Source organism: Streptomyces sp. NPDC031479 (genome assembly GCF_055581065.1).
Window position 1 is genome coordinate 1 of the sequence record NZ_JBVIKC010000074.1, and the last position, 25685, is coordinate 25685.

The window sequence follows — 25685 nt, forward strand, 5'->3', positions numbered from 1 at the left end:
GGGGCAGCGGTCCCGGCCAGGACACGACCAGATCGTGCCCATCGGTATACAGCCGTACGAGCTCACTCCACTCGGGGGCGGGCCCGTCCGCCTTCGCGATCGCCGGACTGGCCAGCGTCACCCGGGACACCCCTCGGGACGCACGGCCCCCGCCACCGGACTGACCCTTGCCGGCGGCGCTGCCCGCACTGAACACGACGCGCCCGTTGACGGCCTTCGGCGCGAACCCGCCCTCCACCCGCTCCAACGTCGTGTCGACCGGCTTCCACGCACCGCCGACCTTCGCCCGCGTCGCCAGACTCGAAACCCGCAGCTTGAACGTCCCGCCAGGCTGCGCCCACGTGCTGCTGTACGCGCTCGCCTCAGAGGTGACCTCGACCTCCTTCCCGGACTTGACGGCTTCCCGGCGGGCCTCGGTGGCGGTGACAGGCACACCGGCGTCACGCTTCGGGCCGGCCTCCGCGTGCGGCTGGTCGCCATCGCCCGGCAGGCTCAGACCGACGGGTACCGCCACAGCGACGGCAAGCAGCGCGGCGAGGCCGCCGAGATTCCGACGGCGCTGAAACCAGCGGCGCGGAACCGTGGCGCAATCACCCTGCTTTCTTTCCGGCGTCACTGGCGAATTCTCGCCCGAGGATTCATTTTCGGACATGGCAAATTCTCCCCCCTCGGGCGCGCAAAATTCGCCACCCCTGGGTACTCGCAGGTAATGAGCCCGATAGTCGGGCGGTACGTAGGGCCAGCTCCCCAACCGGCCTTCACGCATGAAATGTGCGGACTGAGCATGCCGCACCGAGTGGCGCCCGTCACCTGCGAAAAGCCCGTGCGGATGGTGGATTTGCACGATTTGTTAGCACCTATGCGATTCGTAAGTGACATATTCCACATCTGATAGCTTCCTATGGCTTTCGGTCCATCTGCTGATAAAGAATCAGCGAACTATTTGTCAGTTTCCTGCTACACGTGTGTCTTCACCGTGAGCAGACCGTGGGGGGGTCCACATGTCGCCGTTCTCGGCGCATAATTTCCGCCTGCCCGGAAACGAGAGATCGCGCGCGAAACGCGTACGTCTCGCCGGGCGCACCGGCATCACCGTCTCGGTGGCGCTGATCGCAACACTCCTGCCGGCACAGGCTTGGGCAGCACCACCGGGCGGCCGGGACGGCGTCCAACTGCCTGGACTCCAGCAGGACATGAAGGCCAAGCTCGACAAGGTCGAAGCCGCCAAGCTCGACGGCTGGGCGGGCGCCCCCGTGCAGTCGCCACCCGAGTACGAGCCCTCCAAGGTGGTACCGCCGACCGGCGGTACGGCGAGCGTCGCCCTCTCGGGTGACCAACTCGTCCAGGCGGGCACGCTCCCGGTCAGTATCGGCAAGGCCTCGCCCACCGAGGCGAACCCGACCCCGCCCGCTCCGTCCGGTACCTGGTCGGTGGCGGTCGAGACCCGTACCGCCACCGAGGCGGCGAACATCGACGGTGCCCTCATCAAGGTGACACCGCCCGCCGAGGGTTCCACCCCGGTCGACGTCCAGCTGGACTACAAGAAGTTCAAGGACCTCTACGGCACCGAGTGGGCCACGCGCCTGGAGCTCAAGCAGCTACCTGCGTGCTTCCTGACCACCCCGAACCTCCCCGAGTGCACTGTCGCGCAGGATGTTCCCAGCACCAACGACCCTGCCACCGGAACCGTCCGCGCCACCGTCGACCCGGCCACCGCACCGAGTCAGGGCCTGCGGACCATGACCGGCGGCAGCGGCGGACCGGTGGTCCTCGCTGCCTCCGACGGCGCATCCGGTGCGGGCGGTACCTACACGGCCACGTCTTTGTCTCCGACCGGCTCGTGGACGGCGGGCGGCAGCGGCGGCGGATTCTCCTGGAGCTATCCGCTGACCGTGCCCGCGGCTCCGGCGGGTCCCGCGCCCACGGTGGCGTTCTCGTACTCCTCTCAGTCGGTCGACGGCAAGACCTCCGTGTCCAACGGCCAGGCGTCCTGGATCGGTGACGGCTGGGACTACGAGCCCGGCTACATCGAACGCCGCTACCGCGCCTGCGCCGACGACCTCAAGGCCACACCCGCCAAGCCGAACAACGACAACAGCACGGACAAGAAGAAGCGCGACCAATGCTGGGCCGGCGACAGCATGGTCATGTCCCTCGGCGGCGGGGCCACCGAACTGGTCCACGACACCACCACCGGTCAATGGGTCGCGGCTTCCGACAGCGGATCCAAGGTCGAGCGCAAGACGGACACCTCGGTACCGAACGGCGCCAAGGACGGCGAGTACTGGGTCGTCACCACTCGCGACGGGACCCGTTACTTCTTCGGTCGTCACGATCTGGACGGCGCCGGCACCCGGCCCGTCACCAACTCGGTCTTCACGGTCCCCGTCTTCGGTAATCATCCGGGCGAGCCCTGCTACCAGCCGGTCTTCGCCGACTCCTCGTGCGAGCAGGCATGGCGCTGGAACCTAGACTACGTCGAGGACATCCACGGCAATGCGATGATCATCGACTGGGCCAAGGAGACCAACCACTACGCCAAGAACGAGAAGTACAAGGCCAAGGCCGCGTACACCCGGGGTGGATACCCGGCCCGGATCACGTACGGCCTGCGCAGCGACAACCTGTCCGGCCCCCCGGCGGGCAAGGTGGAGTTCACCGTTGCCGAACGCTGCATCAAGGAAGGCACCACGCAGTGCTCCGACGCCGAGTTCGAAGGCAACAACTACGGTGACAAGCAGCCCTGGTGGGACACTCCCTCCACGCTGCACTGCAAGGCGACGGCCACGGACTGCTACATCTCCGCGCCGACCTTCTGGTCACGCAAGCGGCTGACCGCCGTCACCACCTACGGCCAGCGCACCGAGGGTTCAACGGCGCTGTCCCTGGTGGACCGGTGGACCCTCGCGCAGTCGTTCCCCAAGCAGCGCACGGACACGCATCCGCCGCTGTGGCTGGAGTCCGTCACCCGCACCGGCTACGGCACCACCAAGGACGCCGCCGGGAACCAGGAAACCACCACGCTCCCCCCGGTTTCCTTCATCGCCAACGTCAAGGACATGCCCAACCGCGTCGCGACCGGGCCCGACGACGCCACCCCCGACTTCGACCGCCTGCGCGTGGAGACCATCCGCAGCGAATCCGGTGGTGAGACACACGTCGACTACTCGGCTCCGTGCCCCGTCGGTACCACGCACCCCAAGCCGGAGGAGAACACCACCCGCTGCTTCCCGGTCCACTGGTCGCCGGATTCCGACCTGGAGAAGCCACAGCTCCAGTGGTTCAACAAGTACGTCGTCGACCGGGTCGTGGAGAAGGACCGGGTCGCCCGCCAGCCCGATGTGGCCACCAGTTACACCTACGAGGGAGACGCGGCCTGGGCCAAGGACACCGACGAGTTCACCAAGCCGGAACTGCGGACCTACAGCCAGTGGCGTGGCTACTCGGCCGTCATGACGAAGCACGGAGTCACCGCCAACACCGGCAAGAGCGACGCGACCGAAGAGTCGCAGTCGCGCCAGCGGTACTTCCGCGGCATGTCCGCGGACGGCGGCCGGTCCAAGGTGACGGTCAAGGACTCCACCGGCACCGAGGAGCTCGGCGAGGACCTGCCCCAGTACCAGGGGCTCACCGCGGAGACCATCAGTTACTCCAAGGCGGGCGGCACGGTCGTAGCCCGGCAGCTGACGTGGCCCTGGAGCCAGAAGACGGCATCCAGGCCACGCGACGGGACCACTCCGCTGGAGGCGTACCGCGGGGGGACGGCCCGGACGGAGGAGGTGGAGGCGATCAGCGGCGGCAAGTCCCGCATGATCCGCACCCGCAACACCTACGATCCGGCGAACGGTCTGCCCCAGACCACCCAGACCGACGCACTGGCACACGACGGCACGTCCTGGTCCACGGTTCAGCAGAGCTGCACGACGACCACCTACGTCCACAACCCCGCAAAGAACCTGATCGGCCTTCCCCAGCGGGTCCGCAAGACCAGCGGTGACTGCGCCGGCACCGCCACGGGCACTGTCCTGAAGGACGTACGGACCTCCTACGACGCGCCGAACGCGTTCGGCGCAGCCCCCACACTCGGACTCGCCGTCCAGCTCGACACCCTGGACGCGGCCGGAACCGGATGGATCACGTCCGGACGCATCGAGTACGACGCTCTGGGCCGCCGCACCAAGGACTACGACGCGGCCGGCAACACCACCTCCTCCGCGTTCATCCCCGCCACGGGTGTTGCCTTCACCCTCACCAGCACCAACGCGCTGGGACAGACGGGTTCCACCCGCATCGATCCGGCGCGCGGCAACCCGCTGGAAGCCACGGACATCAACGGCCGCGAGATCACCTCGGCCTACGACAACCTGGGCCGTACCACGGCCGTCTGGACCCCGTCGCAGAAGACCACCGACAAGCCGGCGCGGACGTTCGAGTACCAGATATCCGAGCACGAGGCACCGGCCGTCACGAGCAGGACGCTGCAGGACGACGGTACGTACCGCACGTCCGTCGCGATCTACGACGGCCTGCTGCGCAACCGCCAGACGCAAACCGATGCGCTCGGTGGCGGCCGGCTCGTCACGGACACCTTCTACAGCGCCGACGGCAGCGTCCGACAGACCAACAGCGGCTACTACGCGGAAGGCAAGCCCGGCACGAGCGTCTTCGTTCCGGAGAGCGTCTTTCAGATACCCAACTCCACGAAGACCGCCTACGACGGTCTCGGCCGCGTGATCCGCACCACCAGCCTGTACGCCGGCGTCGAACAGACCGCGAACACGGTTCAGTACGGCGGAGACTGGACGCGTACCCGCACCGGAATGTCCCCCGACGGGTCGACCCCGCTCAAGGGAAGCCGGGCGACGGAAACCTGGACCGACGCCCTCAACCGTCCCACCGAGGTCCGCAACTTCACGGCAGCCGACCTCACCACCTTCGGCAAGACCGCCTACTCCTACGACGACCGCGGCAACCTGGCCAGGGTTACCGACCCGGCGGGCAACGGCTGGACCTACGGCTACGACGCCCGCGACCGTATGACCTGGTCCGATGACCCGGACGTGGGCAAGACCGCCTTCACCTACGACAACCTGAACCGCAAGGTCTCCACGACCGACTCGGCGGGCCGGACCCAGTTCACGGTCTACGACGCACTCGGCCGCACCACGGAGCTGCGCGACAACGCCGCGAACGGCCCCCTCGTCGCCTCCTGGACCTTCGACTCCCTGCCGGGAGCCAAGGGCCTGGGTGTCTCCTCCACCCGCTACGAGGGCGGAGCCGCCTACAGCAGCGAGGTCACCGGCTACGACGCCGAGTACCGGCCCACCGGATCCAAGATCACGATCCCGGACACGCCCGGCACCAAGGGCCTCGCGGGCACCTACGCCTACAGCACCACGTACACCGCGACCGGCAAGGTCCAGTCGACCACCGTCCCGGCCACCCCCGGCGGCCTGGCCGCGGAGAAGCTGGTCACGCGCTACAACGCCGACGGCATGCCGCAGAGCATGTCCGGCCTGGCCTGGTACACCGCCGACGTCAAGTACAGCCCGTACGGCGAGGTCCTGCGCACCGCGTCGGGCAACGCGCCCAACCGGGTGTGGACCACCAACCAGTACGACCCGAACACCCGGCAGGTCACCCACCAGATCAGTGACCGCGAGACCGGGCCCAACCGGATCAGCGACGTCTCCTACACCTACGACCTCGTCGGCAACATCACGGCGGTCACGGACACCCAGCCCGGCGGCCGGGAGGACCGCCAGTGCTACGCCTACGACCCGATGGGCCAGCTGACCAAGGCCTGGACGGGCAAGACCGCCGCCTGCAGCGGTCCCAGTCTCGCGGACGTCACGCCAGGCCCCGACGGTGACGGCTTCTGGCAGGAATACCAGTTCGACGCCATCGGCAACCGCACCAAGCTCGTCAACCACGACCTCACCGACAGCGCGCTGGACGACGAGACGACCTACACCTACGGCGTCACCACCCCGGGCAACGGAACCCAGCCTCCGGTCACCACCCAGCCCCACGCGCTGGTGAAGGCCGACAAGATCACCCGAACCCCGGGCTCGACGGCCAACTCGGTCTCCACCTACGACTACGACGTCTCCGGCAACACCAAGAGCCGGCGCATCGACGGCGACACCCAGACGCTGAACTGGGACCGGCGGGGCAAGTTGACCTCGGCGAGCAGCCCCGGCATCGGTGCAGCCTCGGTCACCGGAGCATCCGGCAAGTGCATCGACATCGAGGGCGGCGGTGCGGCCGACGGTACCCCCGTCCAGATCTACCCCTGCAACGAATCCAAGGCGCAACGGTGGCGCCTGACGGGCAACACGGTCCGCGCCCTGGACAAGTGCCTGACCGCCAGCGGCACCAGGCTGGTCCTGGCGACCTGCGACGGCAGCGAGAAGCAGAGGTTCGTCTACCGCGCCGGCGACAAGTCCCTCAACAACCCGGCCACCAACCAGTGCGTCGACGTCCCCAACAACGCCGCCGACGGCAGCGACCTCCAACTCTGGTCCTGCAACGCCACCGGACCACAGCAGTTCAGCTTCGACAACACGACCACCTACCTCTATGACGCCGCCGGCAACCGCCTGATCGAGGAAACCGGCAGCAGCCGCACCCTCTCCCTCGGCGATGCCGAGGTCACCGTCAACAAGGCCGGCCAGGCCCTGAACGCCGTCCGCTATTACAGCGGGCCGGGCGTGACCACCGTCCGCCAGACGGGAGGCAAGGCGGACAACCACAAACTGAGCGTCCAGCTCGCCGACCACCACAACACCGCCACCACGACGATCGACCAGAGCGCTGGCCAGAACATCACGCGCCGCAAATCGGACCCGTACGGCAACCCGCGCGGCTCGCAGCCCGGCAACTGGCCCGGCAGCCACTCCTTCCTGGGTAGCGGCGTCGACGACACCAACACCGCTCTCACGCACATCGGTGCGCGCGAGTACGACTCCACCACCGGCCGCTTCATCTCCGCCGACCCGGTCGTCGACATCACCGACCCGCTCCAGATGAACGGGTACACCTACGCCAACGGAAACCCCATCGGCAACTGGGACCCGAGCGGTCTCCGTAGCGAGGAGTGCGGAACTCTCTACGACTGCCACGGCCACACCGTCATCACGGCCGGCAACTCCCACGAGATCACGTACATGCCGGTCTCGAACCAGGTCAGGTACTACCAGACCCACGCACCGCAGCGCGGATACCGCGGGAACAATGGCAACGGTGACGACTGGTCTTACACCAGAATCATCAAGCAGGTCTACAGCAACCACAACATCAAGTACGTCGACCACAGCAGCGTCAAGAAGAAGCTGGCCTTCGTTGTAGCCGGCGCCGGCAGGGGCCTGGCCGAAGCCGCCACCCTCGTCATACCGCCGCCGGTGGCCAAAATGATGCAGCTCACGGGTATCCCGACGCCCGAACAGGCCTACGACCGCCTGATGGAGCACTTCGGTGTCGACACCAAGGACGACAACTATCAAATAGGCGCAATGCTGGCGCCCATGCCGGGCGCCGGCAGGGCCAAGATCGCCGAAAAGGCCGGCGGAAAGATCGCCGGCAAGGTCAGATCCCTCATCAGCAAGTGCGACAGCTTCGCGCCGGGCACCAAGGTGCTGATGGCGGACGGCACGAGCAAGCCGATCGAAGAACTCCGGAACGGCGATCAGGTTGTCGCGGCCGATCCGGACGACAAAAAAACCCAATCGAAGACCGTAACGCGCACGATCCACACCAAGGACGACAAGAACTACGTCGATCTCGACGTCGAGACGGACAGCGGCTCAGGCAAGATCACGACGACTGAGCACCACATCGTCTGGTCCGAATCGCGGCAAGCCTGGATCGAAGCGGGCACCCTCCATCCCGGAGACACCCTCCGCACCGACCAGGGCGCAACGGCAGTCGTCAAGCGAACACGCCTCTATGAAGCGACCCTGGACACCTACAACCTGACGGTCGCCGACCTCCACACGTACTATGTCCTGGCTGGGGCCACTCCAGTCCTCGTCCACAATTGTAATCCGGTCAAGGATTTCAATGTTCCGAACACGCCAGGGGTCTATACCATCCACCTGAAGGGTGGAGAGAAGTATGTCGGAATGTCGACAACGAATATTCAGGATCGCGTCATGGCTGCAACGAAGCCGTCCCATGCTGTGGGCACTGCTGGCTATTCATGCTCAGACATCTGCAACGTGACCTGGATGCCTCTCCCTGTGGGTGTCAAATCCGTAACTGCTAGAAGAGTGGAGCAGACGGTGATGGAAGGCTTGAAGAGTCGTGGGGTTTCTCTAGTCAACCGACGAGATCCTGAATTCGATGTCACCGGTCTCGGTGGCCAACAGAACTGGAGTTAGCAACATGGGGACATGGGGTTTCGGTGTTCTGGAGAGTGACACCGCACAAGACTTCATCGACCAGGTGAGAGCCTTGCCTGCTGAGGTGCGATTGACCCCCGTGGCAGATATCCTAGGGAAGGTCGCAGCAGATGCATCAGTCATCAATCGGGAATTCCTTCCGGAAGAGGTAATTGCAGCCGTGTCAATCGTTGCGGCGCTGGGCGCCGAATCGCGTAATTACGCATGGATGGATGACGAGAATTTCCGGGATGCAATCCGGGGAATTCAACCTCAGAGTCAACTGCGTGGCGTAGCCCTCATGGCTTTGCGTGAGGTTGCTGAGGGGGATAATTCCTTCCTGCTAGCCGGATGGAAGAATGATAGCGATCGCGCCGCTATCACTCGACAGGTTGACGAAATCAAGGCCGTACTCGCCGACGCTTAAGGTTCGTGAGAGGCCCCGCCAGGTAGTTTCCGGCGGGGCCTCTGTGGGGTCTATGGCAGTGGCGTGGCGGAGGTCGTCGAATCAGATGGGTGGAGCCCCGCCCGACCGGGTGGACCTTGCGGAGTCCGGTGGGGAGGTCGAGTCCGAGAGCAGCCCGGTGTAGAGGGTGGCGTCCGGGAGTGATGGGCCGTGAGATGACGGCGGCCCCCTCGCCCCGTTGGTGGGGGAGGAGGCCGCTCGTGTTGCGGGGGCAGGGGAGGGCGGCGGTTACTCCGAGTCGGCTTCCAGGTTGCCTTCCGTGTCCAGGTAGACCTGGCGGAGGGATTCGAGGATCTGGGGGTCCGGCTTTTCCCACATGCCGCGGGATTCGGCTTCCAGGAGGCGTTCCGCGATGCCGTGGAGGGCCCAGGGGTTGGCCTCCTCCAGGAAGGCGCGGTTCGTGGGGTCCAGGACGTAGGTTTCCGTCAGCTTGTCGTACATCCAGTCCGCGACCACGCCCGTGGTGGCGTCGTAGCCGAAGAGGTAGTCGACCGTCGCCGCCAGTTCGAAGGCGCCCTTGTAGCCGTGGCGGCGCATCGCCTCGATCCACTTGGGGTTGACCACGCGGGCGCGGAAGACGCGCGAGGTCTCCTCCACCAGGGTGCGGGTCTTGACCGTTTCCGGGCGGGTGGAGTCGCCGATGTAGGCCTCGGGGGCCGTGCCGCGCAGGGCGCGGACGGTGGCCACCATGCCGCCGTGGTACTGGAAGTAGTCGTCCGAGTCCGCGATGTCGTGCTCGCGGGTGTCGGTGTTCTTTGCGGCGACCGTGATGCGCTTGTACGCCGACTCCATCTCCGCGCGGGCCGCGCGGCCCTCCAGGCCGCGGCCGTAGGCGTAGCCGCCCCAGACCGTGTAGACCTCCGCCAGGTCGGCGTCGGTGCGCCAGTCGCGGGAGTCGATCAGCTGGAGGATGCCCGCGCCGTACGTGCCGGGACGGGAGCCGAAGATGCGGGTGGTGGCCTTGCGTTCGTCGCCGTGGGTGGCGAGGTCGGCCTGGGCGTGGGCGCGGATGTAGTTGTGGGCGGCCGGCTCGTCCAGGGAGGCGGCCAGCCGGACCGCGTCGTCCAGGAGGCCGATGACGTGCGGGAACGCGTCGCGGAAGAAGCCCGAGATGCGGAGCGTCACGTCGATGCGGGGGCGGTCGAGTTCCGGGAGGGGGATGGCCTCGATACCCGTGACGCGGCGCGAGGCCTCGTCCCAGACCGGGCGGACGCCGAGGAGGGCGAGGGCTTCGGCCACGTCGTCGCCGGAGGTGCGCATCGCGCTCGTGCCCCACAGGGACAGGCCGACCGAGGCGGGCCACTCGCCGCCGTTGTCGGTGCGGTAGCGGGTGAGGAGGGAGTCCGCCAGGGCCTGGCCCGTTTCCCACGCGAGGCGGGACGGGACGGCCTTGGGGTCGACCGAGTAGAAGTTGCGGCCCGTGGGGAGGACGTTGACCAGGCCGCGGAGCGGGGAGCCCGACGGGCCGGCCGGGACGAAGCCGCCGTCCAGGGCCGAGACGACGTGCGCGATTTCGTCCGTGGTGCCTGCCAGGCGGGGGACCACCTCGTGGGCGGCGAAGGTGAGGACGTCGGCGACGGCCTGCGGGTGGCCCGCCGCGACCGTGGCGACCGCCTCCGGGGACCAGTGGGCGTCCTCCATCGCCTGGACCAGGGCGCGGGCCGTCGCCTCGACCTCGTCCGCCGAGGTGCGGGTCGCGGCCGACTCGTCCAGGCCGAGGGCCTCGCGCAGGCCCGGCAGGGCGGAGGTGCCGCCCCAGATCTGGCGGGCGCGCAGGATCGCGAGGACCAGGTTGACCCGGGCCTCGCCGGTCGGGGCGCCGCCGAGGACGTGCAGGCCGTCGCGGATCTGGGCGTCCTTGACCTCGCACAGCCAGCCGTCGACGTGCAGGAGGAAGTCGTCGAAGCCCTCGTCGTCGGGGCGTTCGTCCAGGCCCAGGTCGTGGTCGAGCTTCGCCGCCTGGATCAGGGTCCAGATCTGGGCGCGGATCGCCGGGAGCTTGGACGGGTCCATGGCGCTGATCTGCGCGTACTCGTCGAGGTGCTGTTCCAGGCGGGCGATGTCGCCGTAGGACTCGGCGCGCGCCATGGGCGGGACGAGGTGGTCGACCAGGGTGGCGTGCACGCGGCGCTTGGCCTGGGTGCCCTCGCCCGGGTCGTTGACCAGGAAGGGGTAGATGAGGGGGAGGTCGCCGAGTGCGGCGTCCGGGGCGCAGGAGGCGGAGAGGCCGGCGTTCTTGCCCGGCAGCCATTCGAGGTTGCCGTGCTTGCCCAGGTGGATCATCGCGTCGGCGCCGAAGCCGCCGTCGGCGGAGGCCGCCTGGATCCAGCGGTACGCCGCCAGGTAGTGGTGCGACGGCGGCAGGTCCGGGTCGTGGTAGATCGCGATCGGGTTCTCGCCGAAGCCGCGCGGCGGCTGGATGAGGATCAGGAGGTTCCCGCGGCGCAGGGCGGCCAGGACGATGTCGCCCTCGGGGTTCGAGGAGCGGTCGACGAACATGTTGCCGGGCGCCTCGCCCCAGTGTTCCTCGACGCTTTCGCGGAGGTCGGCGGGGAGCTCGGCGAACCAGCGCCGGTAGTCGGCGGCCGGGATGCGGACCGGGTTGCGGGCCAGCTGCTCCTCGGTCAGCCAGTCCTGGTCGTGGCCGCCGGCCTCGATCAGGGCGCGGATCAGCTCGTCGCCGTCGCCGGAGACCAGGCCGGGGATCTCGTCCGCCGGGCCGAAGTCGTAGCCGTGGGAGATGAGGGTGCGCAGCAGTTCGACGGCGCTGGCGGGGGTGTCGAGGCCGACCGCGTTGCCGATGCGGGAGTGCTTGGTGGGGTACGCGGAGAGGACGAGGGCGATCTTCTTGTCGCGGCGCTCGATGTGGCGCAGGCGGGCGTGGCGCACGGCGATGCCGGCGACGCGGGCGGCCCGCTCGGGGTCGGCGACGTAGGCGGGCAGGCCGTCCTCGTCGATCTCCTTGAAGGAGAAGGGGACGGTGATCAGGCGGCCGTCGAACTCCGGGACCGCGACCTGGGTGGCGGCGTCGAGGGGGGAGAGGCCCTCGTCGTTCTCCTCCCACGTGCTGCGGGATCCGGTCAGGCACAGGGCCTGGAGGATCGGCACGCCCAGCGCGGCGAGGGCGCCCGCGTCCCAGGACTCGTCGTCCCCGCCCGCGGAGGCGGTGGCCGGGCGGGTGCCGCCGGCGGCCAGGACGGTGGTGATGACGGCGTCGACGCCCTCCAGCTCGGCCAGCAGCTCGGGCTCCGGGGCGCGCAGGGAGGAGACGTAGAGGGGGAGGGGGCGGGCCCCCTGGGCCTCGATGGCCTCGCACAGGGTGTGCACGAAGGCGGTGTTGCCGCTCATCTGGTGGGCGCGGTAGTAGAGCACGGCGACCCGGGGGCCGCTGTCGGTGCCGGCCGTGCGCTCCAGCCGGCCCCAGGTGGGGGAGCCGGCCGGGGGCTCGAAGCCGTGACCGGTGAGCAGGACGGTGTCGGAGAGGAACCGGGCCAGCTGTTCTAGGTTGGCGGGGCCGCCGTGCGCGAGGTAGGCGTGAGCCTCGGCCGCGATGCCGATGGGGACGGTGGAGGCCTCCATCAGCTGGGCGTCCGGGGCCTGTTCGCCGGTCAGGACCACGACCGGGCGGGTCTGGCCGGGGGCCAGGAGGACGTCGAGGCCCTCCTGCCAGGCGCGCAGGCCGCCCAGGAGGCGTACGACGACCAGTCCGACGCCGTCGAGCAGACCCGGGAGGTCGTCGAGGGGGAGGCGGGAGGGGTTCGCGAACCGGTACGGGACGGGGCCGTCCGCCGTGTTCGCGGCGCGAGCGCTGAGCAGATCGGTGTCGGACGTCGACAGCAGCAGGATCATGCGGCGGCAGGCCTTCCTCGGGGTTTCCGCGCCCCGGGCAGTGAGGACGGCGGGAGTTCCTGACTCACCCGGCGCGGGTGCTCCGCGGGGTTCACAGTGGCGGGACCGCGCCGGAATCGCACCGGGCTTCCTCCCATGTCGCCGTCCTCGGCGATGACGGGCCGAACGGCCCGTCGGAAGGTCATCTTAGGCGGCGTCGTCCCTGGCCGGGAGTGGGGGTGGTCGGGCGGCCCCGGTCGGCGGGGCCGGTGCGGGCGGTCGGGGCGGGCGGTCGGGCGGCGCGTCCCGGCGGCGGTGGTCGGGGCGCGGTGTCATCGCCGGAGCTCTGCCCCGCGCCCGGTGTCCCGAACCGCCGGGGCTGCGGTGCGCCCCGCCCGCGCCCCCGCCCGCGCCCCGGACACCACCGGGGCCGGAGGCGGGAATCCCGGTGCGGAATCCGGGTGCCGGGTCCGGGGCGGCGGGGTGGCGACGGACACAGGTCGGGGGCGGGCAATCGTGGGTATGCTCGCGGCCATGCCCCAGCCCCCTTCCGCCGCATCGCGGGACGAACCCGTCATACGGGAACGCGGTGACGCCTGCCCCGGCGCGCTGCGCCTGCACGCGGCCGACGACGGGTTCCTGGCGCGCATCCGGATCCCCGGCGGCCTCCTCGACGGACCGGCCGCCCTGATGCTGGCCGACGCCGCCGAACGGCTCGGCGACGGCCACCTCGACCTCACCTCGCGCGGCAACGCGCAGTTGCGCGGCCTCGGCGAGAGCTGCGGCGGGGAGCTGGCGGAACTGCTCGGCCGGGCCGGGCTGCTGCCCGCCCCCTCCCACGAGCGGGTCCGCAACGTCGTCGCGTCGCCGCTGGCCGGCCTCGACCGGGCCGGGCTGCCGGACATCTCGGGCTGGGTGCCGCCGCTGGACCGGCTGTTGTGCGCGGATCCGGGCGCGGCCCGTCTGTCGGGGCGGTTCCTGTTCGCCCTCGACGACGGGCGCGGCGACGTGTCCTCCCTCGCGGGTGACGTGACGCTGACCGCGTGCGGGGACGGCGCCCTGGTGTGGACCGCGGGCTCTCCGGAGGGCGTCCTGGTGGCGGCCGGTGACGCCCCCCGGGCCGCCCTGGTCGCCGCGAACCTCTTCCTCGACGCCGTCGCGCGCGCCGGGACCCGGGCCTGGCGGGTGACCGAGCTGCCCTCCGAACACGCCCTGGACGTACGGATGTTGAGCGAGCGTCTGGCCGCCGCCGGGATTCCGGGGCGGGTGGCCGGCGTCCCCGAGCCCCGGCTGGACACGGGGCACGGGCCGGGTACCCCCGCGCCCCACACCGCCGACGGGCACGAGCCGGGTCCCCCCGCGCCCCACACCGCCGACGGCCCCGCCCCCGGGGTCGTGTCCGGGCCCGGGGATGGTGCCGCGCTCTCCGTGCTCGCGCCCCTCGGGCGGCTGACCGCCGGTCAGTGGCGGCTGCTGGCCGGGCTCACCGGCCGGATGCGGCTGACCCCCTGGCGCGGGGTCGTCGTCCCCGGCCTGACGGAACGTACGGCGGGCCCCGCGCTCGACGCCCTCACCCAAGCAGGGCTCATCACCGAGCCCGGCGATCCCCGACGGTCCGTCACGGCCTGTACCGGGCGGCCCGGTTGCGCCAAGTCCCGGGCCGACGTACGCGCCGACGCGCGGGCCCTCGCCGCGCGGACCGCCGGCCCGCTGCCCGTGCACTGGTCGGGATGCGAGCGGCGCTGCGGGCACCCGAGGGGCACCGCCTGGGTGGACCTGGTGGCCACCCCGGACGGGTACGAGATCTCCGCGCCCGGGCGGCCCGCCGCCCCGGCCGCGCACGCAGACCTGGCGGCGGCCCTCACGGCCGCCCGCAGCACCACCCCATCACCGTCGCTGTGAAGAAATGAGCGAGTACACCGTGTTCGAGTACGAGAAGGACGGCGCCGCGATCTACCGCCAGTCCTTTGCCACGATCCGCGCCGAGGCGGACCTCTCGGGGCTGCCCGCCTCCGTCGCCCAGGTCGCGGTGCGCATGATTCACGCCTGCGGGATGACGGACCTGCCCCAGGACCTCGGCTACACCCCCGAGGTCGTGCTCCGGGCGCGCGCCGCGCTGGCCGCGGGCGCGCCGATCCTGTGCGACGTGCAGATGGTGGCGAGCGGGGTCACCCGCAAGCGGCTGCCCGCCGACAACGAGGTGATCTGCACCCTCTCCGACCCGGCCGTGCCGGAACTCGCCGCGAAGATGGGCACCACGCGCAGCGCCGCCGCCCTCGAAGTCTGGCGCGATCGGGGCCTGTTGGAGGGCTCCGTGATCGCCGTCGGCAACGCGCCCACCGCGCTGTTCCGGCTGCTGGAGATGATCGAGGAGGGCGCCCCGCGCCCGGCCGCCGTGATCGGCGTGCCCGTCGGCTTCATCGGCGCCGCCGAGTCCAAGGACGCCCTCGCCGCCCACGCCTCGGGCCTCGACCACCTGATCGTGCGGGGCCGGCGCGGCGGCAGCGCCATCGCGGCCGCCGCCGTCAACGCGATCGCGAGCGAGGAAGAATGAGCACCAGCGCCACCCCGGGCAAGCTGTACGGCGTCGGACTCGGCCCCGGCGACCCCTCCCTGATGACCCTGCGGGCCGCCGAGGTGATCGCCGAGGCCGACGTCATCGCCTACCACAGCGCCCGCCACGGCCGTTCCATCGCCCGTTCGATCGCCGCGAAGCACCTGCGTTCCGACCACGTCGAAGAGCCGCTGGTCTACCCGGTCACCACCGAGACCACCGACCACCCCGGCGGCTACCAGGGCGCGATGGAGGAGTTCTACGAGGCCTCCGCCGCCCGCCTCGCCGCGCATCTGGACGCGGGCCGCACCGTGGCCGTGCTCGCCGAGGGGGACCCGCTCTTCTACGGCTCGTACATGCACATGCACAAGCGGCTCGCGGACCGGTACGAAGCCGAGGTGATCCCCGGCGTCACCTCCGTGAGCGCCGCCGCGGCCCGGCTGGGCACCCCGCTCGTCGAGGGCGAGGAGGTGCTGACGATCCTGCCCGGCACCCTGCCGGAGGAGGAGCTCACCGCACGCCTCGCCGCCACCGACTCCGCGGTCGTCATGAAGCTCGGCCGTACCTTCCCCGGCGTGCGCCGGGCGATGGAGGCCAGCGGGCGGCTGCCCGAGGCCCGTTACGTGGAACGGGCCACGATGGAGGGCGAGCGCACCGGCGTCCTCGCCGACACCGACCCGGACACCGTGCCGTACTTCGCCGTGGCCGTCGTGCCCAGCCGGATCGGCAACCCGGGCAGCGTGCCGTCCGGCCCCGGGGAGGTCGCCGTCGTCGGCACCGGGCCCGCCGGGCCGCTGTGGCTGACCGCCGAGACCCGGCGGGCGCTGGCCGACGCGGAGGTCCTCGTCGGGTACACCACGTACCTGGACCGGGTGCCGGTCAAGCCGGGCCAGGTGCGGCACGGCTCCGACAACAAGGTGGAGTCCGAGCGGGCCGAGTTCGCCCTCGACCTCGCCCGCCGCGGCAAGCGGGTCGTCGTGGTCTCCGGCGGGGACCCCGGCGTCTTCGCCATGGCCACCGCCGTCCTGGAGGTCGCCGGCCAGCCCGAGTACGCGGACGTGCCCGTGCGGGTGCTGCCGGGCGTGACCGCGGCCAACGCGGCGGCCGCCGCGGCGGGCGCCCCCCTCGGCCACGACTACGCCACCATCTCGCTGTCCGACCGGCTCAAGCCGTGGGAGGTCATCGCGGAGCGGCTGCGCGCAGCGGCCGCCGCCGACCTGGTGCTCGCCCTGTACAACCCGGGATCGCGCAGCCGGACCTGGCAGGTGGCACAGGCCAAGGAGCTGCTGCTGGAGCTGCGTTCGCCGCAGACCCCGGTGGTCGTCGCGCGGGACGTGGGCGGCCCGGAGCAGTCGGTGCGGATCCTCGCCCTGGACGCGCTGGAGCCGGCCGAGGTGGACATGCGCACGATCCTGCTGATCGGCTCCTCGCAGACCCGGGTGACCGAGCGGCCCGACGGCTCCCGGGTGACCTGGACCCCGCGCCGCTACCCGTGACCGTGCCCGCCTGAACTCCCTGGCGCGGGGGCCCCGGTGGGGGTCCCGTGCCCGGGGGAGGGGCGCGGAAGGCCCGCGCGGGTCGGCCCGCGCGGCCCGTCGGGGAGTCGGGGCAGCCCCGGACGGCCTCGGGTCAGCCCGCGCAGCCCGCCAGGGCGTCGGCGCAGCCCTGGACGGCCTCGGGGTCCAGGGTGAGCAGCTGCCACGACAGCACCCCGACCGGCGGCGAGTCGTCCTGCGGCTTCGGTTCGATCTGCGCGGTCAGCGGGGCGCCCACCGGGAGGTTGAGGCGGGTGACCTCCCCGGCGGTACACGCCACGTCGAAGGTGCGGTCGCCGGGCCCGCCCTCCCGGGACAGCACGAGGGTGACGTGCGTCTCCTCCTCGCTGTCGCAGGCGATGTCGAAGCGGTACGGGCGCTCCCCGCCGGTCTCCAGGGTCTTCTCCAGCCCGGAGCGCAGGAACCCGGTGCCCCGCGCCGTCACCCGGCCCTCCCCGGCCCCCTTGCCGAGGCTCTCGTCGGCACGCTGCAGGGCGTCGTCGGGCGCCCACGCCCGGGGGGCCGCTTTCTCGCCGCATCCGGTGACGAGCGCCGTGACGGCCAGGATCAGGACGAGGGAGTGACGTATCCGCATTCCCTCAGCCTAGAGGGTGCGGCGGCAGGCCGGGACCGGCCGGAAGAGCCCGTTTCACCAGGGACTTAGGCTCCGCCGGCCACCCCGCCCGTCCGTGCCGCCCGCGGCCGGGCCCTACGTGTCGAGCCAGCGCAGGGCCGCCTCCACCGACGGAGCCTCGGCGACCCCCTGCGGGACCGCGGGGCGGCGTACGACGAGGACCGGGATCCCGGCCTCCCGGGCGGCGGTGAGCTTGGGGGCCGTCGCGGACCCGCCGCTGTCCTTGGTGACCAACAGGTCTATACGGTGCCGGGCGAGCAGCTCCCGTTCGTCCTCCAGCGTGAACGGACCCCGCTCCAGGAGCACTTCGAGGCGCGGCGGCACCGGTCCGGCCGGCGGGTCCACCGAGCGCACCAGGAACCAGGGCTCGGTGAGGTGCGCGAAGGTGTGCAGGCCCATCCGTCCCGTCGTCAGGAACACCCGGCGGGCCTCCAGTTCCGGCAGCAGCGCGGCCGCCCCGGCGAGGGAGTCCGCGAACGTCCAGGCGTCGCCCGGACCCGGGGTCCAGCCGGGGCGGCGCAGCGCCAGCAGCGGTACGCCCGTGAGCGCCTCGGCCTCGGAGGCGTGGAAGCTCATCCGCTCCGCGAAGGGGTGCGTGGCGTCCACGACGTGGGTGACGTCGTGGCCCACGATCCAGCCGGCCAGCCCGGCGATACCGCCGAAACCGCCGATCCGGGTCTCGCCCGGCGGCAGCACCGGCGCGGCGACCCGGCCCGCCAGCGAGGTCGTCACCCGGTACGCGGGGTGGTGCTCCAGCGCCTCCGCGAGGCGGCGGGCCTCCGTGGTGCCGCCCAGGATCAGGACGTGCGCCCGGGAACCGTCAGCAGACATGCCGGTCGCGCTCGGGGGAGTACAGGTGGCTGTCCGGGAACTGCTCCGCGCCCAGCGTGCGGCCCACGATGATGACGGCGGTGCGCACCAGTCCCGCCTCCTTCACCCGCGGCGCGATGTCGGCCAGGGTGCCGCGCAGGATCAGCTCGTCGGGGCGGCTGGCCATCGCGACCACCGCCACCGGGCACTCGGCGCCGTAGTGCGGCAGCAGCTCCTCCACCACCCGGTCGACGTACCGGGTGGCCAGGTGCAGCACCAGCAGGGCCCCGCTGCGGCCGAGCGTGGCCAGGTCCTCGCCGGGCGGCATCGGCGTGGCCTGCTGGGCGATCCGCGTCAGGATCACCGTCTGGCCGACGGTGGGCACCGTCAGCTCCCGCTTGAGGGCGGCCGCCGCCGCGGCGAAGGCCGGAACGCCCGGGACCACCTCGTACGGGATCCCGGCCGCGTCGAGGCGCCGCATCTGCTCGGCCACCGCGCTGAAGACCGACGGGTCCCCGGAGTGCAGCCGCGCCACGTCCAGGCCCGTCTCGTGGGCGCGTACGCACTCGGCGACGATCTGGTCCAGGTTCAGCTGCGCCGTGTCGACCAGGCGGGCGTCCGGCGGGCACTCGGCGAGCAGCTCGCGCGGGACCAGGCTGCCCGCGTACAGGCAGACCGGGGCGGCGGCCAGGGTCCGCGCACCGCGCACCGTGATCAGGTCGGCGGCGCCGGGGCCCGCTCCGATGAAGTACACGGTCATGTCTGATCCTTCTCCTTGGTAACCGACCATTGGGTGACCGGCATCGCCTGCCGCCAGCCGGTGAAGCCGCCGACCGGCACGGCGTGCGAGACGGCCAGCTTCACCAGGTCGCCGCCGTGGCGCCGGTAGCGCTCCGCGAGCACCGCCTCCGACTCCAGGGTGACCGTGTTGACCACCAGCCGGCCGCCGGGGGCCAGCGCCGCCCAGGCGGCGTCCAGCAGTCCGGGCGCGGTCAGCCCGCCGCCGATGAACACCGCGTCGGGGGCCGGGAGTCCCTCCAGGGCCGCCGGGGCGGCGCCGACCACCACGCGCAGTCCGGGCACGCCCAGGGCCGTGGCGTTACGGGTGATGCGCGTGGCCCGCTCCGGTACGCGCTCCACCGCCACCGCCCGGCAGGACGGGTGCGTCCGCATCCACTCGATGCCGATGGAACCGGAGCCGCCGCCGATGTCCCACAGGAGCTCGCCGGGGGCCGGGGCCAGCGCGCACAGCGTCGCGGCGCGCACGTGCCGCTTGGTGAGCTGCCCGTCGTGCTCGTACGCGGCGTCGGGCAGGCCGGGGGTCGCGCCGAGCCGGGGAGCCGGATGGGTCCGGTCGCGGCGGCATTCGACGGCGACCACGTTCAGGGGGGCGCCCGGCGGTCGGTCCCAGTGCTCCGCGACGCCCTCGTACGCGTCCTCGTCCTCGGAACCCAGCTGTTCCAGCACCCGCATCCGGCTCGGGCCGAAGCCGCGCCCGCGCAGCAGGGCGGCGATCTCGCCGGGGCTGCCGGCACCGCCGCTCAGCACCAGGACCCGTCGGCCCTCGTGCAGCGCGGCCGTGAGCCGGGCCACCGGGCGGCCGACCACCGTCACCACCTCGGTGTCCTCGACCGGCCAGCCCAGGCGGGCGCACGCGTAGGACACGGAGGAGGGGTGGGGGTGGATCCGCAGGGCGTCCGGGCCCAGCTCCTCGCAGAGCGCGCGGCCGATCCCGTAGAACATCGGGTCGCCGCTGGCCAGCACCGCGATCCGGCGCCCCGCGTGCTCGGCCATCAGCTTCGGCACGGCCGGGCGCAGCGGGCTCGGCCAGGCCACCCGCAGTCCGGCGCAGGGGTCGGGCGGCAGCAGGTCCAGCTGCCGGGGCCCGCCGATCAGTACCTCGGCCGAGGCCAGCGCGGAGCGCGCGCCGGCGGTGAGCCCGGCCCAGCCGTCGGCGCCGAGGCCGACCACCGTCACGGGGAGGGGAGGTGCTGCGGAGCTCACGGAGAGGTACCTCGGGGGCGGGAGAAGGGGGAACGTGAGGGACGGCTCCGCAGCTTACCGGTGGCTCCGCCGGGCCCTCGGTGGCAGGGTGACCTGGGCGGGAACGGTGGCGCCGGCCGCTCACACCCCGAACGCCCCGGCCCGGCCCCGGCCTCCCGGCCCGGGGAGGGCGGGGGTCCTGACGGGTCGGGGCGGGGGGTGAGTAGGGTGACGGGGATCGTTCATCCGTGCCGAGGGAGCCGCCGTGACCGGCTGGAACGCCACGAACATTCCCGACCAGGGCGGCCGGACCGCCGTCGTGACCGGGGCCAACAGCGGCATCGGCTACGTCACCGCCCGCGAGCTCGCGCGCCGCGGTGCGGCCGTGACCCTGGCCTGCCGCAGCGCCGCGCGCGGGCGTGCCGCGGTGATCCGGCTGCGCGGCGAAGTGCCGGGCGCGGAGGTGGAGTTCGCCCCGCTGGACCTGGCCGACCTGTCCTCCGTACGGGAGTTCGCGCGGGCCTTCGGGCAGCGCCGCCCCCGCCTCGACCTGCTGGTGAACAACGCCGGGGTGATGGCGCTGCCGTACGGGCGGACCGCCGACGGGTTCGAGACGCAGTTCGGGGTGAACCACCTCGGGCACTTCGCCCTGACCGGCCTGCTGCTGCCGAGGCTGCGGGCGGCCGGCCCCGGGGCCCGGATCGTCAACGTCTCCAGCGGCTTCCACGTGCTCGGCGACGTACGTCCCGAGGACCTCGACCCCGATCCCGCCCGGGGCGCGGACGGCTACCGCCGCTGGATCGCCTACGGCCGTTCCAAGAGCGCCAACCTGCTCTTCACCCACGAACTGGCCCGGCGCTTCACGGCCGCCGGGGCCACGATCACCGCCGCGGCGGCGCACCCCGGCTACGCCTCCACCAACCTGCACGCCGGGGCCTCCGCCCAGGAGGGCCGCACGCTCGCCTCCCGCGTCATGGCCCTCGGCAACGGCGTGCTCGCCCAGCCCGCCGCCTCGGGCGCCCTGCCCACCCTCTACGCGGCCACCGCCCCCGGCGTCGGCCAGGACGCCTTCTTCGGTCCCCGCCTCGGCTGGCGCGGCGCGCCCGTACCGTCCTGGCGGGCGCGCCGCACCTTCGACGACGCGGCGGGGGAACGCCTCTGGGCCGCCTCCGAGAAGCTCACGGGAGTCTCGTACGCGTCGCTGCCGCGCTGACGGTACGGGGAGACGGGTCAGCGCTGTGGTGCCGTCCGGCCGCGGTAGGAGCGGGCGGCGACGAGAAGGCCGATCCCCCAGACCAGGAACTGTGGGATCCCGTAGACGACGATCCACCGGCTGAAGATGCCGGTGCCGTTCCACTGGACGACGGTCAGGGCGGCGGCCCAGACGGTGTAGAGAAGGAGGAAGGCCGCGACGGCGAAGGCCGTGGAGGCCAGCGTCCGCGGCGGGACCCTGCGTCCCGCGACCAGCGGCACCCAGCGCGGGAACACGAGCCCCCGCGGCCGGACCAGGCTCAGCGCCAGGACGCCGGCGAGCGCGGCCATCTCGGCGAGGGCGGCCCGGCCGGGGTCAGTAGAACATCCAGGCCGGGGTCAGGTTGCCGTTGATCGTGAACATCACTTCCCCGGCCACGCACGGCGGGTCCTGGTTCGCGACGGCGGCCGCCTGGCTCGGGTCTCCGTAGTTGCCCATCCAGCGCCAGCGCTTGAGCGATCTCTGCGCGGCGATGCGTTGCTTGATCTCGGCCCCTTCCTCTACGGAAAGGACTCGATCAGCCGCGATGTCGTCGTCCTGCTTCCCCATGCCGTTCCTCCTGCTTCGTAGCTGACTGTGACGGTCGACTACAGAATGTGTCCGACCGTACCGATGTGCTAGTCGCGAGGTCGGCGTGTCGGCCCGAGGGGTGCAACGTCTACCGTTTTGGCCCTGGGGCGGGTGTCGCCGCGGCGGCCGTGGGGGCTGCGACGGTGCCGTGGAGCAGTTGTCGTCCGGGCTCGGTCACCGGGGGCTGCTCGGCTGCTCGTTCAGGGTGGAGGCGAGGCTGCGCAGGATGCGGGCCAGGGTGCGGGCGTAGTTCCAGTTCGCGTGGTCGCCGCGCCCCGTCGGGCCGGCGTCGACGAAGTACGTCCACTCGGCCAGGGCGGACCCGGCGCGCTCGGTCCGCCGCTCGCCGGGGACCGCGCCCACCTCGGCGTGCAGCGCCTCCCCGCCGGTGATGAGGTCGTCGACGAGCCGGGCCACGGCCTCGGCGTCCGGTCGGTCCGAGTAGGGCACCAGTGCCCGCCCGATGAGCCGCTGGATGTCCGAACCGTCAGGATTCATACGGGTGCTCCCTACCGTCGTCCGCGAGTACCGGGACGACGGTAGGGGCCACGGCGGGACGCCAGGGGCACGGATTGTGCCCCCTGCGTCACGCCGTCACGCGGTCAGCATGCCGAGGCGGGTGGCCAGCTCGGACGCCCGGCGCCGCCGTCGGGGGGACTTGGCTTCCGCCTCCTCCAGAATGATCCGGCGGGCGTGCCCGTTGTACCGGACGGTCTCCGGCGCCGCCTCGTGGGCCTGCTCCAGCGTGGCCAGTGCCACGTCGGGCTGGGCGTCGAGGTGGTACGCGCGGGCCTGCTCGATCCGGTGCCGGGCCCGGCGCGGCCGGGACGGGATCGCTTCGGCTTCCGCCCGGGCGGCCTGGCGCGCCGACTCCCCGCCGGCGTGCAACTCGACCGCCACGGTCACCGCGTGCGCGCCGATGACCGCTCGCGAGAACGACGTGACCGGGTGGAAGTAGCCGGCGGGGAGGGACTCGGCCAGGGAGCGGGCGTCGTCCCAGTACCGCCACGCCGTACCCGTCTGCCCGCGGCGCGCCGCCGTCAGCCCGGCCTCGACGGTCAGGGCTCCGGCGACCGCGCGGACGTCCGTGCCGGCATCGGGGAGGAGCGGCTCCAGGTACCGCAGGGCTTCCAGGGTGACCGCGTCCGCGGCGTCCAGATGCCCGCCCTCGCGGTGTGCCTGGGTGGTCAGCCACGCGGCGAGGCCGATGGCGTGCGGGTCCTCGGAGTCCTGTGCGGCCGTCATGCCACGCTCCGCGACACGCCAGACCAGCGGTGCGTCGGGCTGGTAGGCGCAGAAGAACTGGGCCAGGAAGTAGGTCTCCGCCAGCCTGGCCTGGGCGGCCTTGCGGTCGGCGATCGTCCCGGCGGCCCTGACCGCGCACTGCGCGTCCCGGATCAGGTCCGGCAGCAACGAGCCGATGACGTCCCGGTGGTTCGGCGCGGAGTGCCGGGCCTGCCACGCCTTCGACAGCCGGGCCGACAGGTGGGCGGCGGACGGCGCCTCGCGGCCGTCACCGCCGAACCGGAGCGTGTTGAGCGCTTCGCGGACCGCGGCGAACCGCGGGTGACCGGGTCCGGTGAACAGATGGACCCGCATGGACTGGTCCCCCGTGAGGTCGGACAGGTCCCGGACGCGGAGCACCTCGGCGATCCGCAGGATCACCGGCAGCGCCGGCGTCTTCAGCCGGCCGGTCTCGATGGCCTTCACCCAGGAGCCGGACCGGCCCACGAGGCCGCCGAGTTGGTCACGGGTGAGGCCCCGGCGGGTGCGGAGGATCTGCATCCTCTGGCCGAGCACCAGCGGATCGCGGTACGGGTCCGGGACAGCATCGGTAGACATGGCGGCCTTGCCCCTCTCCTTGCGGCTCGTCTCCTTGAGGCTCGTCGCTGCCAGCGTAGGGCGCGGGCCCCTTCCGTGCGGTCCGGAACGCACGCAAACCCCTTCCCCCGCCGCCCGTCGGGTCGCGGGGAGGCCGCTGGGCGGCATCGCGGGAGACGGCGTACGCCCCGACACCCGGCCGGTGTTGATCGTGTTCGTGGGCCGCGCGGCAGCGTTGCCGTGCCTCCGTCCGCCCCCGGTGTGCCTCCGTCCGCCCCGGCCGGGGGCTCACCGCGAGGGTTGCGGCCGCCGGACACTCGCACCATGGACGACACTCCGGACAACCACTCAGAAGGCCGCGACCACGCGGTGGTGCTCGGCGCGGGCCTGGCCGGCCTGCTGACGGCGCGGGTGCTCGCGGAGCGGTTCGCGCGGGTCACCGTCGTGGAGCGGGACGAACTTCCCGGCGAGGGGCCGGAGTTCCGGCCCGGGGTCCCGCAGTCCCGGCACGCGCACGTGCTGTGGGCGCGGGGGCTGGAGGCGATGGAGCGGCTGCTGCCCGGGATCACCGGCGAGCTGACGGCCGGCGGAGCCGCCCTGCTGGACTCGCCCCGGGACTTCCTCTGGCTGAGCCCCGCCGACTGGTTCGGGCCGCTGCCCGGCACCCGGGTGCTGCTCGCCAGCCGCGAGCTGACCGAGTGGACGCTGCGCCGGGCCGTGTTGCGCGACCCGCGGATCCAGGTGCGTACGGGCCGCCTGGTCACCGGACTCGTCGCCGGGGCCGACGGCCGCTCCGTGGCCGGGGTGACCCTGCGCGAGGACGGCCCCGTACGCGCCGGGCTCGTCGTCGACGCCACCGGGCGGACCTCCAGGACCCCGGCCTGGCTGGCCGCCCTCGGCCTCCCCGTCCCGGCCGTCACCCGCTACGACTCCCACCTCGGCTACTCCAGCCGCACCTACCGGATCCCGCCGGACCCGGCGCGCCGCTGGCAGGGCATGTACGTGCAGGGCCGCCCGGACAGCCCGCGCGGCGGCGTCCTCGTGCCGGTCGACGGGGACCGCTGGCTGGTCACCCTCATCGGCAACGGCGAACACGCCCCGCCCACCAAGGACCCCGGATTCCTGGAGTTCGCCCGCGGCCTGCGCAGCCCCGCCCTGTACGACGCCATCCGCGACGCGGAGCCGCTGTCCGAGCCCGCCGGTTTCCGCGGCACCGCCAACGAATGGCGGCACTACGAGCGCCTGGAGCGGCTGCCCGACGGCCTCCTGGTGGCCGGGGACGCCGGCTGCCGCTTCAACCCCGTGTACGGGCACGGGATGACCGTCGCCGCCCTGGGGGCGGAGGCCCTGCGCGAGGCCCTCGCCGGCCTGACGGCGGACCGGATCCCGGCCGCGTCCCGCGAACTCCAGCGGCGCACCGCCACGGCTGCCTCCGTCGCCTGGCAGATCGCCACCAGCGAGGACCTGCGCTACCCCGGCACCGAGGGGCCGCCGCCCGACCGCGCCACCCGGGTCCTCCAGCACTACATGTCCCGGGTGATGGTCGGCGCGAACACCGACCCCGAACTCTCGGCGCCCTTCTTCGGAGTCCTCTCGCTGACGGAGCCGCCCGCCACCCTGCTCAGCCCGTGGACCGTGCTCCGCGTCCTGTCCAAGTGGCGCCTGCCCACGTCCCCGCAGGCCCCGGCCTACCCACCCCATCACCCGGCGCCCGGCACGGACTAGTAGGGCTTTGTTAGGTGGTGTCTGACGGATATCCGCGGCGTCGCGACGCCCGGCACGCACTCTCGCCGCACCGACCGAAAGCCCAAGTACGTCCGGTACGCGGGCTTCCGGTCGGCACGCCGAGAG

16 protein-coding genes, 1 pseudogene and 1 riboswitch are annotated in these 25685 nt (G+C 72.0%); of the genes and pseudogenes, 7 read left to right on the forward strand and 10 right to left on the reverse strand.

What is annotated here, in order from left to right:
- Positions 1-652, reverse strand: a pseudogene (locus tag ACZ5D2_RS39310) (hypothetical protein); the annotation flags it as partial.
- Between the two features lie 349 nt (positions 653-1001).
- On the opposite strand from ACZ5D2_RS39310, the gene ACZ5D2_RS39315 reads away from it, so the two are divergent.
- Both ACZ5D2_RS39315 and ACZ5D2_RS39320 read left to right on the forward strand, forming a co-directional pair.
- A complete protein-coding gene (locus ACZ5D2_RS39315; RefSeq protein WP_468936360.1) occupies positions 1002-8381 on the forward strand; it encodes a ricin-type beta-trefoil lectin domain protein in 7380 nt (2459 codons plus the stop codon).
- A gap of 4 nt (positions 8382-8385) precedes the next feature.
- Positions 8386-8808: a DUF4259 domain-containing protein gene (locus tag ACZ5D2_RS39320; RefSeq protein WP_468936363.1), complete on the forward strand. Its 423-nt coding sequence runs from the start codon at positions 8386-8388 to the stop codon at positions 8806-8808.
- A 267-nt stretch (positions 8809-9075) separates the two neighbouring features.
- Here ACZ5D2_RS39320 and cobN read toward each other — a convergent pair whose 3' ends face one another.
- The gene (cobN, locus tag ACZ5D2_RS39325) at positions 9076-12696 is read right to left on the reverse strand and encodes a cobaltochelatase subunit CobN (RefSeq protein WP_468936366.1); all 3621 of its coding nucleotides are present in this window, start codon (positions 12694-12696) and stop codon (positions 9076-9078) included.
- 53 nt (positions 12697-12749) lie between these two features.
- Positions 12750-12850, reverse strand: a riboswitch (cobalamin riboswitch).
- A gap of 359 nt (positions 12851-13209) precedes the next feature.
- On the opposite strand from cobN, the gene cobG reads away from it, so the two are divergent.
- The 3 genes from cobG to ACZ5D2_RS39340 are packed head-to-tail and all read left to right on the forward strand — an operon-like array spanning position 13210 to position 16725.
- On the forward strand, positions 13210-14577 hold the full coding sequence (gene cobG, locus ACZ5D2_RS39330; protein WP_468936369.1) for a precorrin-3B synthase: 1368 nt from the start codon (positions 13210-13212) through the stop codon (positions 14575-14577).
- Positions 14578-14581: 4 nt separating this feature from the next.
- Positions 14582-15229, forward strand: coding sequence for a precorrin-8X methylmutase (locus ACZ5D2_RS39335; RefSeq protein ID WP_266843378.1), 648 nt, complete (start codon positions 14582-14584; stop codon positions 15227-15229).
- The gene (locus ACZ5D2_RS39340; protein ID WP_371676048.1) at positions 15226-16725 is read left to right on the forward strand and encodes a precorrin-2 C(20)-methyltransferase; all 1500 of its coding nucleotides are present in this window, start codon (positions 15226-15228) and stop codon (positions 16723-16725) included. The genes ACZ5D2_RS39335 and ACZ5D2_RS39340 overlap by 4 nt, the downstream gene beginning before the upstream one ends.
- A gap of 133 nt (positions 16726-16858) precedes the next feature.
- On the opposite strand, the gene ACZ5D2_RS39345 is transcribed toward ACZ5D2_RS39340, so the two are convergent.
- The 4 genes from ACZ5D2_RS39345 to cbiE form a co-directional block, all read right to left on the reverse strand.
- A complete protein-coding gene (locus tag ACZ5D2_RS39345) occupies positions 16859-17359 on the reverse strand; it encodes a hypothetical protein (RefSeq protein ID WP_371676047.1) in 501 nt (166 codons plus the stop codon).
- Between the two features lie 114 nt (positions 17360-17473).
- The gene (locus ACZ5D2_RS39350; RefSeq protein WP_468936374.1) at positions 17474-18229 is read right to left on the reverse strand and encodes a cobalt-precorrin-6A reductase; all 756 of its coding nucleotides are present in this window, start codon (positions 18227-18229) and stop codon (positions 17474-17476) included.
- Positions 18219-18968: a precorrin-4 C(11)-methyltransferase gene (gene cobM, locus ACZ5D2_RS39355; protein ID WP_371676045.1), complete on the reverse strand. Its 750-nt coding sequence runs from the start codon at positions 18966-18968 to the stop codon at positions 18219-18221. The genes ACZ5D2_RS39350 and cobM overlap by 11 nt, the downstream gene beginning before the upstream one ends.
- Positions 18965-20212: a precorrin-6y C5,15-methyltransferase (decarboxylating) subunit CbiE gene (gene cbiE / locus ACZ5D2_RS39360; protein ID WP_371676044.1), complete on the reverse strand. Its 1248-nt coding sequence runs from the start codon at positions 20210-20212 to the stop codon at positions 18965-18967. The genes cobM and cbiE overlap by 4 nt, the downstream gene beginning before the upstream one ends.
- A gap of 244 nt (positions 20213-20456) precedes the next feature.
- Between cbiE and ACZ5D2_RS39365 the strand changes: the two genes are divergently transcribed.
- The gene (locus ACZ5D2_RS39365) at positions 20457-21404 is read left to right on the forward strand and encodes an oxidoreductase (protein WP_371676043.1); all 948 of its coding nucleotides are present in this window, start codon (positions 20457-20459) and stop codon (positions 21402-21404) included.
- A 17-nt stretch (positions 21405-21421) separates the two neighbouring features.
- Here ACZ5D2_RS39365 and ACZ5D2_RS39370 read toward each other — a convergent pair whose 3' ends face one another.
- The 4 genes from ACZ5D2_RS39370 to ACZ5D2_RS39385 form a co-directional block, all read right to left on the reverse strand.
- Entirely contained in the window at positions 21422-21733 is a 312-nt protein-coding gene (locus ACZ5D2_RS39370) for a hypothetical protein (RefSeq protein WP_371676042.1), read from the reverse strand.
- Between the two features lie 25 nt (positions 21734-21758).
- Positions 21759-21992, reverse strand: a complete 234-nt coding sequence (locus ACZ5D2_RS39375) for a hypothetical protein (RefSeq protein ID WP_371676041.1) — start codon at positions 21990-21992, stop codon at positions 21759-21761.
- A gap of 195 nt (positions 21993-22187) precedes the next feature.
- Positions 22188-22511 carry a DUF6415 family natural product biosynthesis protein gene (locus tag ACZ5D2_RS39380; protein WP_371676040.1) on the reverse strand — a complete coding sequence of 108 codons (324 nt, stop codon included), beginning with the start codon at positions 22509-22511 and terminating at the stop codon, positions 22188-22190.
- Between the two features lie 96 nt (positions 22512-22607).
- Entirely contained in the window at positions 22608-23855 is a 1248-nt protein-coding gene (locus ACZ5D2_RS39385) for a helix-turn-helix domain-containing protein (protein WP_468936381.1), read from the reverse strand.
- Positions 23856-24158: 303 nt separating this feature from the next.
- Here ACZ5D2_RS39385 and ACZ5D2_RS39390 point away from each other — a divergent pair, with 303 nt between their 5' ends.
- The gene (locus ACZ5D2_RS39390; RefSeq protein ID WP_468936384.1) at positions 24159-25559 is read left to right on the forward strand and encodes an FAD-dependent oxidoreductase; all 1401 of its coding nucleotides are present in this window, start codon (positions 24159-24161) and stop codon (positions 25557-25559) included.
- Positions 25560-25685 lie beyond the last annotated feature (126 nt).

What these genes read in the sequence shown, in the direction of transcription:
- ACZ5D2_RS39315 (WP_468936360.1), top strand. Translation starts at nt 1,002, where the DNA reads ATGTCGCCGTTCTCGGCGCATAATTTCCGCCTGCCCGGAAACGAGAGA.
- ACZ5D2_RS39320 (WP_468936363.1), top strand. Translation starts at nt 8,386, where the DNA reads ATGGGGACATGGGGTTTCGGTGTTCTGGAGAGTGACACCGCACAAGAC.
- cobN (WP_468936366.1), bottom strand. Translation starts at nt 12,696, where the DNA reads ATGATCCTGCTGCTGTCGACGTCCGACACCGATCTGCTCAGCGCTCGC.
- cobG (WP_468936369.1), top strand. Translation starts at nt 13,210, where the DNA reads ATGCCCCAGCCCCCTTCCGCCGCATCGCGGGACGAACCCGTCATACGG.
- ACZ5D2_RS39335 (WP_266843378.1), top strand. Translation starts at nt 14,582, where the DNA reads ATGAGCGAGTACACCGTGTTCGAGTACGAGAAGGACGGCGCCGCGATC.
- ACZ5D2_RS39340 (WP_371676048.1), top strand. Translation starts at nt 15,226, where the DNA reads ATGAGCACCAGCGCCACCCCGGGCAAGCTGTACGGCGTCGGACTCGGC.
- ACZ5D2_RS39345 (WP_371676047.1), bottom strand. Translation starts at nt 17,359, where the DNA reads ATGCGGATACGTCACTCCCTCGTCCTGATCCTGGCCGTCACGGCGCTC.
- ACZ5D2_RS39350 (WP_468936374.1), bottom strand. Translation starts at nt 18,229, where the DNA reads ATGTCTGCTGACGGTTCCCGGGCGCACGTCCTGATCCTGGGCGGCACC.
- cobM (WP_371676045.1), bottom strand. Translation starts at nt 18,968, where the DNA reads ATGACCGTGTACTTCATCGGAGCGGGCCCCGGCGCCGCCGACCTGATC.
- ACZ5D2_RS39370 (WP_371676042.1), bottom strand. Translation starts at nt 21,733, where the DNA reads ATGGCCGCGCTCGCCGGCGTCCTGGCGCTGAGCCTGGTCCGGCCGCGG.
- ACZ5D2_RS39375 (WP_371676041.1), bottom strand. Translation starts at nt 21,992, where the DNA reads ATGGGGAAGCAGGACGACGACATCGCGGCTGATCGAGTCCTTTCCGTA.
- ACZ5D2_RS39380 (WP_371676040.1), bottom strand. Translation starts at nt 22,511, where the DNA reads ATGAATCCTGACGGTTCGGACATCCAGCGGCTCATCGGGCGGGCACTG.
- ACZ5D2_RS39385 (WP_468936381.1), bottom strand. Translation starts at nt 23,855, where the DNA reads ATGTCTACCGATGCTGTCCCGGACCCGTACCGCGATCCGCTGGTGCTC.
- ACZ5D2_RS39390 (WP_468936384.1), top strand. Translation starts at nt 24,159, where the DNA reads ATGGACGACACTCCGGACAACCACTCAGAAGGCCGCGACCACGCGGTG.